The following is a 13,875-nucleotide window of genomic DNA, read 5'->3' as shown; positions in this document are numbered from 1 at the left end:
CTGCTGACCGCCCGAAAAAGCGTCTGCATAAATCTGCTCAAGTAGAAATCCAGTGATACAGTTGATTAGCATCATTTCTTTACCGAGCTATGAGCTTACCGCTTTCTGATGGCACGATCGTTCAAAATCGCTACCGGATTCTTCGAGTCTTGGGGCAAGGCGGTTTTGGGCGGACTTATCTCGCACAAGACACGAATCGGTTTAACGAAATCTGCGTTCTCAAAGAATTCGAGCCACGATCGCAAGGCTCAAAGTACGCTCAAAAAGCAGAAGAACTATTCACCCGCGAAGCTAAAGTCCTGCATCAACTTCATCACCCGCAGATTCCGCAGTTTCGCGAGTTGTTTCAGGTGAAAACGCAGAGTCGAGAGCTATTGTTCTTAGTGCAAGACTATGTGGAAGGAAAGACTTACGAAGAACTGCTCAACGATCGCCGCAATCAACATCTCACTTTTAGCGAATTAGAAGCAGTTCAACTGCTGCAACAGCTTTTGCCGGTTTTGGACTACATTCATCAAGCAGGCATTGTGCATCGAGATATTTCACCCGATAACATTATTTTGAGACAGTGGGATCAAAAGCCTGTCTTAATTGATTTTGGTGTAGTGAAAGCGGCGGCAACTCAAGCCGTTCATTCGGCTCAAACGCTGGTCGGAAAGCCGGGATATGCACCGATCGAACAGCTTCATAAAGGCAGCGCCGAACCGAGCAGCGATCTTTATGCATTAGCGGTGACGATCGTGGTTCTGCTCACCGGACGAGATGCTCAATCCCTGTTTGATCCACGTGATCTCACTTGTCAATGGAAACAGTATGCAAATCCTTCTGCGCTGTTCGCTCAAGTGATCGATCGCATGTTGAGCAATCGACCGAGCGATCGTTATCATTCCGCTCGTGAAGTCTTGGATGCGCTGTCGATGGTTTCTCCAGGTGTCCTAATTCCTGCTGTGCTGCCGCAACCGACTCGATCGACGCATCAAGGAACGGTTGCACTTGCAGGAAGACATCCGCGCCGATCAACGATCGCCACAACTGGAAATTATCCTCGCCCTTGGTTTGAGGCTGCTTTTGATTTACCGTTAGCTCTAATCAAATTTACCTACAGAACGCTTAAGGCAGTGTTCCGCCTGATGTTTGGCATTGTTCGCTTTACGGTATTTGGCATCTTCAAGTTTATTTTGAAGCTGTTGTTTTGGATTCTCGCGCTGTTTAGCCTGATTTGGCTTGTGCCGCAAGTGTTTCCCTATGTCGCAAAATCAGTTCCCCGGCTTGATCAAGTCATGCCGAAACCGACAACAGTGCAGGCGATCGACTATGCAGCAGAATGTCAAAAGCTTGGCATTGATTACAGTGAGTTTATTGTTCAAGTGAACGAGGAATTCTATCGCAAGTATCCCGATCGACGCGGCAAACCGTTAAATCAAGGTCAAGCCGATCAAAGACTTCGGAGCGAATGGCATCGAATTGCTCAGAATCTCTTAAATCAGAAATCAGGTCGTAAATCTCTCAACAAAGTTGCAGAGTATTAATAAACAAGCCCCCGAAACTCTAGATTTCGAGGGCGATTTCATTAGCTGTTTGCGGCTGCGGCATCTGCCGTCTGTGGATCAGGCTTCACACCGCCCATTCTCACCTCAGAACAGAACGATGCCATACTAAACCCGCCAAACCGCTTCAAAATGCTGTGACGTAACCGTACATTCGGGCTTTCAAACCACAGCCGCTCTTTGGAATACATCGTGTCATATTCCGTAATTAGCGTTAATTCGTTGTTTTCAGCCATTTCATAGCGTCCTGCAACCGGAGCCTTCTCTGCATATCCCATTTCTCTAAGAAGTTTGCCCTGCATCGGGTTTTCTGGATCGGCGATCGGCACAAGAACGGTCGATCCAGCGTGCTTTTCTTCGTCCCATTCCATCGTGCCGTCCCAAGTCACACGCGCTCCGCATAATGCCGTCGCTGGATCAACTTCATACATCTGGCAAAGCGCTAGGACTGCCGGGTCAGCTTTATCTAAAAGTTCGATCTCGATCGTGGATTTTCCACCCTCCTGCTGCTTAAACGCGAGATGGTGGCTGGTTCGCATTGACGACCATTTTCCCGCGCTTTGTTCAAAAAACTCAACAATGTCCATGAATCGATCCTATGGCTGGTTTTTATTCACTTTCCTATTCTAAAAGGTTCAGCCGCGTGAAAAATCGAACAGGATGTTAAGTTGAAGATCCGATCGCTAAACAGGAGCGTCCCATGCAAACGCAAGTCAAGCGAGTGTCCCCCGAAGAATATCTAGAGCTTGAGCGCAAAGCCGAGTTTCGCAGTGAGTACCGCAATGGAGAAATGATCCCGATGACCGGAGGAACAGCCAACCACAACACAATCTTTATTAACTGGTGCGCCTTGCTTAAATCTCAGCTACGCGGAAAGAACGCTAAAGTTTTCGGGGGCGATCTACGGCTCTGGATTCCTGACTATCAACTGTATACCTATCCAGATGTGATGGTGATAGAAGGAGCGCCAATCTTTCTCGACGATCGTAAAGATACCGTGACAAATCCCACCTTGATTATAGAAGTGTTATCGAAATCAACAGAAGAGTACGATCGTTCAGCTAAATTCAAGATGTATCGATCAATTCCTCAGTTTCAAGAGTACGTGTTGATCAATCAGTATCAGATTGAAGTCGAACACTATACAAAGACTGCTGAGGGCTGGTTGTTACGCGAGTATGGAGCCGATGCAGAATCAACTGTGCTGCGATCGTTGGGGATTGAACTGACGATCGCAGACCTTTATGAAGGCGTTACTTTTGACCTCGAAAGCTAATTTGCTTTTTTCTCCTTCCACGGTGCGAAGAGAGGCAGCAGCAACAATCCGGGTAATGCCAGAATTGCAGTTAGCAGAAAGAATGCTGTCCAGCCCATTGACTGTGCCCACTGTCCCGAAGGTGCAACCAAAATATCGCGACTAAATGCAGCTAAGCTCGATAACAAGGCGTACTGCGTTGCAGAGAGTCCAGGATTACATAAGCTCATCAAAAACGCCACAAACGCTGCCGATTCTAATCCTGCACAAAAGTTTTCTAAGTTAATTGCCAGAATCATCAAGGGGAAATTTTTTCCAACTTCGGCAAGCAGAACATAAAGCAAATTTCCACTCGCTTGCAGCACCGCAAAAAACCAGAGCGATCGATTCACTCCCATCCGCGTCATAATTGCCCCACCTGCTAGCGTCCCCACAATCACCGCAACAATACTCAATGCTCTCGGCGTGGCTAAATCTTCCGGGCTAAACTTTAAGCCTTTATCCAGTAGAAACGGTGTGGCAACGTTTCGCAGCAGTGAATCTCCGAGCCGATACACCACAATAAACGCAAGAATTGCGATCGCTCGTCCGGCTCCGTTGCGCCCAATAAAATCCTGAAATGGCAATACTACTGATTCTTTTAGCGTCTCAGGCGGTCGAATTTGCGTCGTCGGCTCTGGCGCAATGAGTGAACTAATCACACCGATTGACATCAATAACGCCATAATCACATACACCCACCGCCAAGGCATGACTCCCGCTAGATAAAATGTCACCGCTCCAGCAACTAAAATCGCCAACCGATAGCCAAGCAAAAACACCGAAGCCCCTGCACCCCGTTCGTATTCTTGCAAAACCTCGGTTCGATAGGCATCTGCGACAATATCTTGACTCGCGCTAAAAAATGCCACCACCAAAGCAGCTAAGAAAAACGGGCTAACCGAAAGCGCCCGTATGGTCTGCCAAAACTCGCAAAAGCCTTTGAATACTGCTTGATTTCGACAGACATCTACCGAATTAACCGCGACTTGCTGAAGTTGGCTTGTGTCTTGAAATGCCATCCAGCCGATCGCGAGTAGCAAAATAACCTGACTCACAATCAGCCAGCCGCGTCTGCGTCCAAGCAGCGGGGGCACAAAGCGATCGAGAAACGGCGACCACAAGAATTTCAGCGAATAGGGGATTGCTGCAACGCTAAAGGCTGCAATCACCTTCAGATCGACTCCTTCTTTACTTAACCAAGCCTGAAGCGGATCTTTTCCGGTTAAGTAAAACGGCAAACCAGATGAGAAGCCGAGCAAAATCAGAGCCGCCATTTTTCGACTCTGAAAGACTCTGAGATAGGGTTGAATATTCACGGGGATGAAGCGCCGAATCGAGAACGTTAGCCATCATCGCACAGACAGCGCAATTTGAATTTTTCGATCGCACAACCTCTAAGATTGTTCCGTCATTGATCTTCGTTCAACAAATCAATATGGCAAATGTTGAATTTACCCGATGCCGTAGAGACGCAATTAATCGCGTCTCTACCATTCACGCATTGATCCGTAATCTAACAAAATTGGAAAAAACGGGAACATCAAATCGCAACGTCCCCCATTTATTTGTTCATTCTAGAATTTGGTTAGTTTAGATTTTCCCGTAACCGCGCCAAACACCAACTAGAACTCCTTGAATCTCAACTTCCGAAGCAGGAACCTCGGTCATTGGATACAGCTCACGATTGGGATTGCCGGGTTTGAGAATGACTTTATTGCCTTTGCGCTCAAAATATTTCAGCGTGGACTTACCTTGATGGTGTGCTGCGACGATCGTGTCATTTTTGACCGTTTTCGGATCACTGACGGGCTGCAAAATCACAATATCGCCGTCATCAATAAGGGCATCAATCATGCTGTGACCGCGGACTTTCAGCGCAAAATGATTCGGCTTCAGCAGCAAATTCGACAAATCGAGGTACTCAACTTCGACATCTGGGAAGGTTTCTACCAAGCTCGTTGCCGCGATCGCGCCCCGAATGGGAACTCCCTGAGGTAGCGGATTAAGAATGCGAATTGTACGGGCTTGTCCCTCTGTCCAGCCGATGTAGCCCTTGTTGCGGAGATGCTCTAAGCGGCTTTGAACCGGAGCCGGAGACTTGAGATTCATCGCGGTCATCATTTGCCGAATCGATGGAGCGTGTTGGTGGTCGCGGATGTATTCGACCAGCCAGTCGTAAAGTTGTTGTTGGGCTTCGGTAAGGGGTTCCATAAACTCCTACAGAGATGACGAAGAACTAAAGTATTTTAGAACACTTGTATCACGAATTTGCACACTCGTCTAGTAAATTTGTTTATTATTTTAAGAACATTTGTATCTTTAATTCTGTCATTTGTCGAGCGATCGCGAGTTGTAGAATTAGGAACGTTAATGAAATCCTAAATTTAGATATGACAGCTACTCGCGAAACCAAGCCTAGTTTGACTTCCCGGATTGTCAACGGCATTTTATCGATTCCGCCTGTGTTTAATTTGGCGAGGGTTCGCGCTCGAAACATGATGATGAAACGCGCAGAATCAATTGGAGTTCCTTGGACAAAGATTGTTGCCGATTTGCAAGCGCGAGATTGGTCAAAAGAATTTGAAAGAGTTAATAATCCGGAGTTGAAATATCCCGAATATTATTTGCGTCCGTTTCATGCGTATGAAGCCGGGAATTTAGGGTGGGAACCTGCAACGGAAGTGGAAGTTGCAGCGTATGCGGTTCATGCTCGAATTTGGCAAGATGCTGGCAAAGATGGCGATCGCCGATTGCGGCAGAGTTATCACGATGTTTTGAAAGCTGAGATTTCAACTGCACCCAAAGATATTATTGACTTCGGGTGCAGTGTGGGAATGAGCACCGTGGCGCTGCAAGAAACGTTTCCGGGTTCAACGGTGACAGGAGTGGATCTTTCGCCCCATTTTTTAGCCGTGGCTGAGTACCGTGTCGGAAATCGTCCCGATGTCCATTGGCGACATGCTGCGGCTGAATCGACGGATTTACCGGCGGGTTCGTATGATTTAGTTTCGGCTTGCTTGCTGTTTCATGAATTGCCCCAGGATGCGGCGATCGCAATTCTTCAAGAAGCAAGAAGATTGCTGCGTCCGGGCGGTCATCTTGCGATTATGGATATGAATCCGCGCTCTGAAGTTTATGCAAAAATGCCGCCGTATATCCTGACCTTACTGAAAAGTACAGAGCCGTATTTGGATCAGTATTTTGCGTTGGATTTGGAGGGGGCGATCGTACAGGCAGGATTTGCTCAACCGTCACTCACTTGCAATTCCCCGCGTCATCGTACTTTGATCGCTCAAGCGTGTTAATCGATGCAGCTTTGGATTGATACGTTTTCTTACCGCAATCGACTACGGAGATTACCCCCGCAACAGAAGGTGCTGTTTGCGGGGATTGTTCTACTTTTTGCATTGATTACTCGCCCGATCGTTCAGTGTGCAATCGCGCTATGGATGAGCGTATGGATTGTGAATTATGCCGGAATTCCGAGCAAGATTTACGGGCGAATGTTGAGTGTCGCGATCGCGTTTTGGTTTACAAGTATTCCTGCATTGTTGATTGCTGGTGTTGCTTTATCTGAACGGTCAAGAATTCAGACAGATGTGTTATCGGGTTTCTCAATTGGTTCACATTACCTGTATCTGAGTCAGCAAGGGATGTTACAAGCAGGGTTGATTTTTACGCGCACGATCGCAACAGTTTCGTCCTTATATTTCCTATTATTAACAACTCCCCTTTCAGAGATATTAAAGGTAATGCGTCAAGCAAGATGCCCGGAAATATTAACTGAATTATTATTACTGATGTATCGATTTATTTTTATTTTGCTGTCTACTGCAAATCAACTTTGGATGGCTCAACATTCACGAAATGGATACTGCACCTATCAACGCTGGTTTTATAGTTTGAGCCTTTTGGTGAGCCAACTTTTTCGTAAGACAATGGAAAACTATCAGCAATTTGTTTTATCAACGGCTGCAAGAGGCTTTAATGGGACATTTCGAGTTTGGTCGCCGCAGCAATATCAACCTTCACGACGATATACGATCGAAGCTGGTTTCGGCTGCTTTCTGCTTTTACTGAGCCTATGCTTTTAGAATTTCGCGAGATTGACTATACATATTCAGGTGTAACAGAGCCTGCAATTCGAGGCTTAACGCTGCAAATTCCGAGCGCAAAACGAATTGCTTTAATCGGTCAAAACGGCTGCGGCAAAACGACCTTATTTCTACTAGCAAATGGGCTATATCAACCGCAGAATGGCGAAATTTATTGGCAAGGAGAACGGCTGAAATACGATCGACGATCATTAATTAACTTACGGCAAAAAGTTGGCTTAGTCTTCCAAAACCCCGAACAGCAAGTCATCGCTTCAACCGTAATTGAAGATATTTCCTACGGTTTATGTAATTTAGGTTGGAAAGATTCACAAATTGAAAGCGCGATCGCTCCGGTGCTCAATGAATTCGGTTTAACTGAATTCGCAAATCGCCCAATTCACCAGCTAAGTTTAGGGCAAAAAAAGCGCGTTTCTCTTGCAGGTGTAATGGTTTTGCAGCCTGAATTACTGCTGCTGGATGAGCCAACAGCTTATCTCGATCCGCTCCATACTCGCGCCCTTGCTCAAAGCTTAGAAAACATTCACGCAGCAGGAACCACGATCGTTATGGCAACTCACGATCTAGAGTGGGTGTATCGCTGGGCGGACTGGGTGATTGTACTTGATCAAGGGACATTAGCCCTTGAAGGAACACCCGAAGCTGTGTTTGCAGAAACAGAAAAACTTGAATTGCTGCAACTTGGAGTGCCGCTTACGGTGAAATTGCTTGCGTTGCTAGATACGTTAGAACAACAAGAAAGCCATTCAGTGATAGAAACGGTGCGCGCTCAATTGCTTGGTTCTAGAAAATCCTGAATTAAGTGATTAGAGTTCCTTAATTCAGGATCTCTAGATTGTTCAAACCCTATTTTTGATTTGAGCCAGTGTGTTTCGATAGCCTTCCGCATCGCCTTTTTGTAGATATAAATCGGCTGCTCGTTGCAGATCCGCGATCGCGCTCTGCCGATTCCCCATCCGCTTTAGCAAGACACCTCGGTGATAAAACGCTTGCGCTCGGCTCGAATCCAGGCTAATCGCTTGGCTAAAATCCGCGATCGCACCCTGCAAATCTCCGGTCTTCATTCTCGCTTCGCCGCGATTTTCGTAAGCATCTGGATTGCTGCTATCGGCATCTACAGCAGCACTAAAATCTTGAGTTGCTCCAGAGCGATCGCCCAGTTTCGCTCTCAATTCTGCCCGTTGAGATAGCGCTGCTGCAAAATTCGGCTGAATTTGCACCGCCTGAGAATAATCGGCGATCGCGCCTTGTTTATCGCCACTTGCTGCCCGCACATCTCCCCGGCTCTTCATTGCCGGAGCAAAGTTTGGATCGAGCTTTAACGCTTGGTTGTAGTCTGCGATCGCGCCTTCGGAATTGCTGAGCGCAGCGCGAATCATGCCACGCTGATGGAAGAAAGCCGCCTGATTTGGATTGAGCGTGGTGAGTTTGGTTAAGTCCGCTTCAGCCGCTTCCAGAAAGCCGAGTTTTGCATTCACCTGAGCGCGGTTGTAGTAGGCATCGGCTAACATCGGTTTGAGCCGGATTGCTTGAGAAAAATCTGCGATCGCGCTGTCTGAGTCTCCGATTTCATGCTGAATGGTGCCACGGGCAACAAAGGCTTCAGCAGAATTCGGCTGCAACTTAATCGCTTCGTTTAGATCAGTCAGTGCCGCTTGACGATCGCCCTTGCGTAACTTGACAAAGCCCCGATTTACCAAAGCAGGCGCAAACTTCGGCGCAACTCGTAACGCCTGGTCAAAATCCGCGATCGCTTCATCCCAGCTTTGCAGTTGAGTCCGAATATACCCGCGATTCACGTAAGCAGTGGCTAAGTTGGGATTGAGCTGGATGGCTTGATTTAAGTCCGCGAGTGCAGCATCGGTTTCTCCCAAGCTAAATCGCGCACTACCCCGATGCGCGTAGATCATCGCATCGGTCGGATTCATCCCTGCGGCTTGGTCGAGGTCTTGAATTGCGCCTTGATGATCGCCAAGCTGCGATCGCACTGCCCCCCGACTCACATAAGGACTGCTCCAGCTCGGATTTAGTCGAATTGCCTGATTGTAAGACTCTAGCGCATCACGATATTTGGCATCGCGGACGCGATTTTCGCCCTGGCTGAAAAAGTTTTTGGCTTGCTGAATTTGCTCTGCTGCCTCCGGAGTCGGCTTTGGCACATCAGGTTTGGCATCTTGAGCCAATGCAGGAACGGCAGCAAGCCCGATCGCGGCAATTGCGGCGGTGAGATGACACGAAGAACGACGAATAAAACGCATAATTTGAAACCTGCTTCTCGCGGAGTAAGGTTTTTCCTAGCCTTCCCCAGAAGCAGGTTTCAAATTACACAGTACAATCGGAATTTACGGATGTGGTTTGCTAAGTTGGGATTAATTCTCCGGGTCTGAGCTTCGCCCACTTTCCTTTTTCCTCTTTGAAGCTGAGGCAACCGACGACATCCCACTCCATTTCGATGTGATCCCCGCGATCGCGAATATTGACATTGATCGTCGGTTCAATTGCCTCAAAATTGGGGGTTTCGGTCAAATGAGGCTGTTCGTGCTGAGTTTCGACCGCATTGTAGGTAGTGCAGCGATCGACATAATGGCAGTTTACGCAAATACACATGGTTTCCAGTTCCTCTGCATCACAATAGAGGGGTGGGTTGCTTGCTTTTCTGCTACTCTAGCTCAGGCACACTCAATTGATCACCCCAAATAGGTTGATTTATGTTGCGCTCGAACGGTGGAAAGCTTTTCTCCGACTCGGTTTTTTTGTTAAAGTACGACTTCGATCTAGGTTAGCTCCGCGTGAATTTGCAGTTAGAACATTATCGCAACGTGGCATTGGTTTCGTCGGCCCTCTCTCCGGAAACATGGCCCTTCAGTCTAAAGTGGTTGCCTAAGTCCGCGAGTCTAGTCGGCGGTACGGTACGAGATGCGCTGCTTGATCGTCATTCTGAATATCTCGATCTCGATTTTGTCCTGCCGAGTGATGCCGTTGAGACGGCACAGGCGATCGCTCGGCATTATCGTGCTGGATTTGTGGTGTTAGATGCAGAGCGCCAAATCGCCCGCGTCGTGTTTCCACAAGGGACGGCGGATTTTGCGCTTCAGGTGGGAGAAACGCTAGAAGACGACTTACGGCGACGAGATTTTACCGTGAATGCGATCGCCTACAATCCCCACACCAAAGATTTGCTCGATCCGCTGCACGGATATGAGGATTTGCAGCAAAAGCGCCTCAGAATGGTGTCGGTTGAGAACTTGTCAGAAGATCCGCTCCGCCTGCTAAGAGCTTACCGCCAAGCAGCTCAGCTTGGATTTTCGCTAGAGTCCGAAACCCAAGCCGCAATCCGCCAGCTGGCATCGAATCTGAGCAGAATTGCGGCTGAACGGGTGCAATCTGAGCTGAACTATCTCTTAGGAACGGCACGCGGCACAAGCTGGATCAAAACTGCTTGGAAAGATGGTGTGTTGCACGACTGGTTTCCGGGTGCATCGCCGGATCGCCTCGCGCAGATTGCCGCGATCGATCACGTCACTGTGCATTTGCAAGAAACCTGGACGGAGCTTTGGTCAGAACTGAGTCGGACAGTGCGTGGCACTCCTAAGGCGTCCGAAGCGAAAGGATCAGTCCGAACTTGGGTGACGATCGCGAAACTTGCGAGTCTTTTGCCTGATGATCCCGAAGCGGCTGAGGCGCAATTGTGGCGGTTGAAATACAGTCGTGCAGAAATTCAAGCGGTGTGTACTGTTTTGAAAGCGCTGCCGCAGTTGAAATCGGGAGCAGCAATCTCCGATTGGTCGCTGGCGGAGCAGTATCAATTTTTTCAAAGGGTGGGTGCGGTGTTTCCGGCGATCGCGCTGCTTGGGTTTGCGATTCAGCTTCCGGTTGAAGGCGTGGCAATGCTAATCGATCGGTTCCTTGATCCCGCTGATCCCGTGGCACATCCGAGCCCAATTTTAACCGGACAGGATCTAATCAGTGCGCTCCAGATTCCACCGAGTCCAAAAATTGGAAAACTTTTGGCGGCGCTGCAACTTGCACGAGCCGAGGGCAAAGTTTCCAGCCGTGAGGAAGCGATGGAACTGGCGCGGTTATTGATTTGAAATTTAACTTCTGCGATCGGGCTTTCACGTTAAGCTGTAGTCTGGATTCCGTTAACGATTTGATTACAGCAAAAGACTGGCAAAACTTCTCAGTTATGGAATATAATCGTCAACTGTGTCTAAATTCAGCAAAGACTGTGACAAAGTAAGGGGTAAACAATGGCTAAACGCCGCAACCAGAAGAAAGAAAAAGCTCTGCGTAACCAAGCATACGCACGTAAATTTCGTAAGCGCACGAATACGGGACGTTTTGGCAATCGGGGCAGACGATTTGATGGCAACCGCGATGAGTCTGAAGGTGATCAAGGCGAGAATCGGGTCGCTGAAGGCGCTGCGGATGTTTAGGCTTGTATGAAGCTTCGTCTGTAGCGTCGCTCGACAACTGTTCGCATTAGCTTATGAATAAGTTCACGACGGTATCCCTCGACTCAGGCAGTTGAGGGATTTTTGATGGAAGAGATGCTGTAGCGAGTATTCAGGAATTTGGGGTAAAGCTTCCAAGGCGATTCTAATCCAACTGTCTGCACTCAAACAAACTGCGTGCTATCCTAAATTCATACAGTTTGAATCCAAACAATTTAGGTAAAATAAATCTTGGAGGTCTCTATGCTGACGCTTCGCAAATCGAACGATCGTGGACACGCCAATCATGGCTGGCTGGATTCCTACCACACTTTCTCATTTGCGAACTATTACGATCCATCCCACATGGGATTTCGCAAACTGCGCGTGATTAATGAAGACCGCGTTGCCGGAGGGGGTGGCTTTGCTCCACATTCTCACCGAGATATGGAAATTATTACCTATGTGCTGGGAGGTGCATTAGAACACCAGGACAGCATGGGGAATCGCGAGGTCATTCGTCCGGGTGAAGTGCAGCGCATGACGGCTGGAACAGGAGTAACTCACAGCGAATACAACGCTTCTAAAACCGATCCAGTTCATCTTCTGCAAATCTGGGTGTTACCGGAACGATCGGGCTTAACCCCTGGATATGAGCAAAAGTTCTATCCCCCTGAAGAAAAGCGCGGACAACTGCGACTAATTGCCTCACGCGATGAGCGGAATGGTTCCGTAACCGTGCATCAAGATCTAAATTTGTACGCAACGGTCTTAAGCAACGGTGAGAAATTGACACATCCGATCGCGCCTGATCGCCATCTTTGGGTGCAAATTGCGCGGGGATCTGCGACTGTGAACGGCGAAGTGCTGACGGATGGAGACGCAGTAGCGATCGCAGCGGAACCGACGTTAGAGCTAATCGGACAAGCGGATGCCGAAATCCTAGTGTTTGATTTGGCTTAGTCGTTTGCAGCATCCCCTAAAAATGACGATCGCCCGAATTCGATTGGCTACTCATCGGGCGGTCGTATATCTCTTGTAAACACAGCTCAGCGAACTATCTCTACGTTGTCGAATGCAGAGGTTGAATGCAGAGTCGTATCCCATCTACAAATTGCGCTGGAACTCCTCCAGAGTATCGATCAAATTCACCTGACACTGCATCGGCAGCAAATCGAGCAGCGGAACCTCTCGCTTCCCACCGCCTAACTTTACCGGGATGTTTTGAACGATCTTGAGGACTTCATCTTCTTGAATTGTCTTTCCACCGGAAATCAGGGGGAAAAGCCGCTCCGCTAAAAGGGTATGTAAATGAGCATCATTGAGATAAAGATGCCATTTTGCGACATCAATATAGACAGATTCACCAATCTCGGCAGCTAATGCCTCGATCGTTTCTGAGGTACTAGAGGTAGCCATATGTTTATAATCGGGTTCAATTCTTTAACCGTACTAGGTTAAGGAAGCCGAAATCTCCTACCTCTTGGTTGATTTTGATGGTTTTTCTTTCGGTTTAAATCCGGTTGCTTTAGAAGTTGCAGGAATCGGTGTATCAGAATAGTCCGCGATCGCAAAAACATAAATCGCATGAGCTACCAATGCGGCAAACCAGCCGCTTGTAACCCAAATTGACCAATCCCAATCTGCCTGCTGAAGCGTTCGGAAAAACCAAATTCCCGAATTAGTCGCAGCAAATAAAGCAACATGGGTTGCAAAGGTCATACGATCGTCGAGTTGACGATAATCAGCATCTTTGCGATCGGGAACGCGAGACCAGCGAGGAGGCATAAGATTTCAAGATGAGTAGACAGACTTCTTCATTTTTGCACTTCCAACCCTAGACAAGAGCGCTCTTTTTGAAGTTTTCGAGAGGAATCTTTTGTAACGAATCCTTTCGACCCAAGTTTGGTAGGATATTCATGACTTTTAACTAAATTATGAATTTAGCCAGCCCAAGGAGCTAATAGGGAAAGTTTGGATATGGTTGCTTCTCCCGGTTCTCTTAATTCAACCGCTATTCCGATTCATATTCTGCTAGTCGAAAACAACCCTGATGATGCAGTTCTCATTCGCCGCACGTTTCTTCGAGCGGGGAGAAATGATTGGAAGCTGGCGCAGGTTGAACGGCTGGACGAAGCGATCGCCATCTGCAAAGAATATTACTCCCAAACCGGAAAAAATTTTGACGTGATTTTGCTGGATCTGCGGCTTCCCGATTCGTGCGGTCTAGAAACCGTTGTCAAATTCCGCCGAGCAGTCCCGGATATTCCTATCGTCGTCATTACTGGGGTACGTGACGACGATTTGGCAATCGCATCGATCCGGGCGGGTGTGCAGGACTACCTCAGCAAAGATGAGATTACTATTCAGCAGCTTTTGCGATCGGTGCGATTTGCGATCGAGCGAATGCGTCAATAACTTAGAGATGACATAACTCTTGGATAGCTCGAAGACTGCTTTCAACTTTGCTAACCGTTGGTAAG

16 protein-coding genes are annotated in these 13,875 nt (G+C 47.9%); 9 read left to right on the top strand and 7 right to left on the bottom strand.

From position 1 onward, the window contains the following. The first annotated feature begins 89 nt into the window (after positions 1 to 89). The gene (locus NC981_RS04920; RefSeq protein ID WP_348241763.1) at positions 90 to 1,529 is read left to right on the top strand and encodes a serine/threonine-protein kinase; all 1,440 of its coding nucleotides are present in this window, start codon (positions 90 to 92) and stop codon (positions 1,527 to 1,529) included. 41 nt (positions 1,530 to 1,570) lie between these two features. Here NC981_RS04920 and NC981_RS04915 read toward each other — a convergent pair whose 3' ends face one another. Continuing rightward, a complete protein-coding gene (locus NC981_RS04915; RefSeq protein ID WP_348241762.1) occupies positions 1,571 to 2,134 on the bottom strand; it encodes a phycobiliprotein lyase in 564 nt (187 codons plus the stop codon). A gap of 113 nt (positions 2,135 to 2,247) precedes the next feature. Between NC981_RS04915 and NC981_RS04910 the strand changes: the two genes are divergently transcribed. Continuing rightward, the gene (locus NC981_RS04910; protein WP_348241761.1) at positions 2,248 to 2,823 is read left to right on the top strand and encodes a Uma2 family endonuclease; all 576 of its coding nucleotides are present in this window, start codon (positions 2,248 to 2,250) and stop codon (positions 2,821 to 2,823) included. Here the strand turns inward: NC981_RS04910 and NC981_RS04905 are convergent. Both NC981_RS04905 and lexA read right to left on the bottom strand, forming a co-directional pair. Further along, positions 2,820 to 4,118, bottom strand: coding sequence for an AmpG family muropeptide MFS transporter (locus NC981_RS04905; RefSeq protein ID WP_348241760.1), 1,299 nt, complete (start codon positions 4,116 to 4,118; stop codon positions 2,820 to 2,822). The genes NC981_RS04910 and NC981_RS04905 overlap by 4 nt on opposite strands. A 316-nt stretch (positions 4,119 to 4,434) precedes the next feature. Continuing rightward, complete coding sequence (lexA, locus tag NC981_RS04900; RefSeq protein WP_190375421.1) at positions 4,435 to 5,055, bottom strand: transcriptional repressor LexA; 621 nt, start codon at positions 5,053 to 5,055, stop codon at positions 4,435 to 4,437. A gap of 179 nt (positions 5,056 to 5,234) precedes the next feature. On the opposite strand from lexA, the gene NC981_RS04895 reads away from it, so the two are divergent. The 3 genes from NC981_RS04895 to NC981_RS04885 are packed head-to-tail and all read left to right on the top strand — an operon-like array spanning position 5,235 to position 7,756. Beyond that, on the top strand, positions 5,235 to 6,149 hold the full coding sequence (locus tag NC981_RS04895; RefSeq protein ID WP_348241759.1) for a class I SAM-dependent methyltransferase: 915 nt from the start codon (positions 5,235 to 5,237) through the stop codon (positions 6,147 to 6,149). Positions 6,150 to 6,152: 3 nt separating this feature from the next. Next, a complete protein-coding gene (cbiQ, locus tag NC981_RS04890) occupies positions 6,153 to 6,938 on the top strand; it encodes a cobalt ECF transporter T component CbiQ (protein ID WP_348241758.1) in 786 nt (261 codons plus the stop codon). Beyond that, a complete protein-coding gene (locus NC981_RS04885; RefSeq protein ID WP_348241757.1) occupies positions 6,929 to 7,756 on the top strand; it encodes an ABC transporter ATP-binding protein in 828 nt (275 codons plus the stop codon). The genes cbiQ and NC981_RS04885 overlap by 10 nt, the downstream gene beginning before the upstream one ends. A gap of 42 nt (positions 7,757 to 7,798) precedes the next feature. On the opposite strand, the gene NC981_RS04880 is transcribed toward NC981_RS04885, so the two are convergent. Next, positions 7,799 to 9,217, bottom strand: coding sequence for a tetratricopeptide repeat protein (locus NC981_RS04880; protein ID WP_348241756.1), 1,419 nt, complete (start codon positions 9,215 to 9,217; stop codon positions 7,799 to 7,801). 100 nt (positions 9,218 to 9,317) lie between these two features. Then, on the bottom strand, positions 9,318 to 9,566 hold the full coding sequence (locus tag NC981_RS04875) for a Ycf34 family protein (RefSeq protein WP_348241755.1): 249 nt from the start codon (positions 9,564 to 9,566) through the stop codon (positions 9,318 to 9,320). 269 nt (positions 9,567 to 9,835) lie between these two features. Between NC981_RS04875 and NC981_RS04870 the strand changes: the two genes are divergently transcribed. From NC981_RS04870 to NC981_RS04860, 3 genes are all read left to right on the top strand, one after another. Further along, complete coding sequence (locus NC981_RS04870) at positions 9,836 to 11,050, top strand: CCA tRNA nucleotidyltransferase (protein ID WP_348241754.1); 1,215 nt, start codon at positions 9,836 to 9,838, stop codon at positions 11,048 to 11,050. 159 nt (positions 11,051 to 11,209) lie between these two features. Next, positions 11,210 to 11,395 carry a hypothetical protein gene (locus tag NC981_RS04865; protein WP_190375415.1) on the top strand — a complete coding sequence of 62 codons (186 nt, stop codon included), beginning with the start codon at positions 11,210 to 11,212 and terminating at the stop codon, positions 11,393 to 11,395. A gap of 261 nt (positions 11,396 to 11,656) precedes the next feature. Further along, positions 11,657 to 12,355 (top strand): pirin family protein, encoded by a 699-nt coding sequence (locus NC981_RS04860; RefSeq protein ID WP_348241753.1) that lies wholly within the window; start codon positions 11,657 to 11,659, stop codon positions 12,353 to 12,355. 144 nt (positions 12,356 to 12,499) lie between these two features. On the opposite strand, the gene NC981_RS04855 is transcribed toward NC981_RS04860, so the two are convergent. After that, the gene (locus NC981_RS04855) at positions 12,500 to 12,811 is read right to left on the bottom strand and encodes a DUF3181 family protein (RefSeq protein WP_348241752.1); all 312 of its coding nucleotides are present in this window, start codon (positions 12,809 to 12,811) and stop codon (positions 12,500 to 12,502) included. Positions 12,812 to 12,868: 57 nt separating this feature from the next. Next, entirely contained in the window at positions 12,869 to 13,180 is a 312-nt protein-coding gene (locus NC981_RS04850; RefSeq protein ID WP_190375412.1) for a 2TM domain-containing protein, read from the bottom strand. A 192-nt stretch (positions 13,181 to 13,372) separates the two neighbouring features. Here NC981_RS04850 and NC981_RS04845 point away from each other — a divergent pair, with 192 nt between their 5' ends. Next, positions 13,373 to 13,810: a response regulator gene (locus tag NC981_RS04845; RefSeq protein WP_190375411.1), complete on the top strand. Its 438-nt coding sequence runs from the start codon at positions 13,373 to 13,375 to the stop codon at positions 13,808 to 13,810. Positions 13,811 to 13,875: the final 65 nt, after the last annotated feature.

The organism is Leptolyngbya sp. DQ-M1 (assembly GCF_039962505.1).
Lineage (GTDB): Bacteria > Cyanobacteriota > Cyanobacteriia > Leptolyngbyales > Leptolyngbyaceae > Leptolyngbya.
This window is presented reverse-complemented; position numbering and strand designations above follow the sequence as displayed.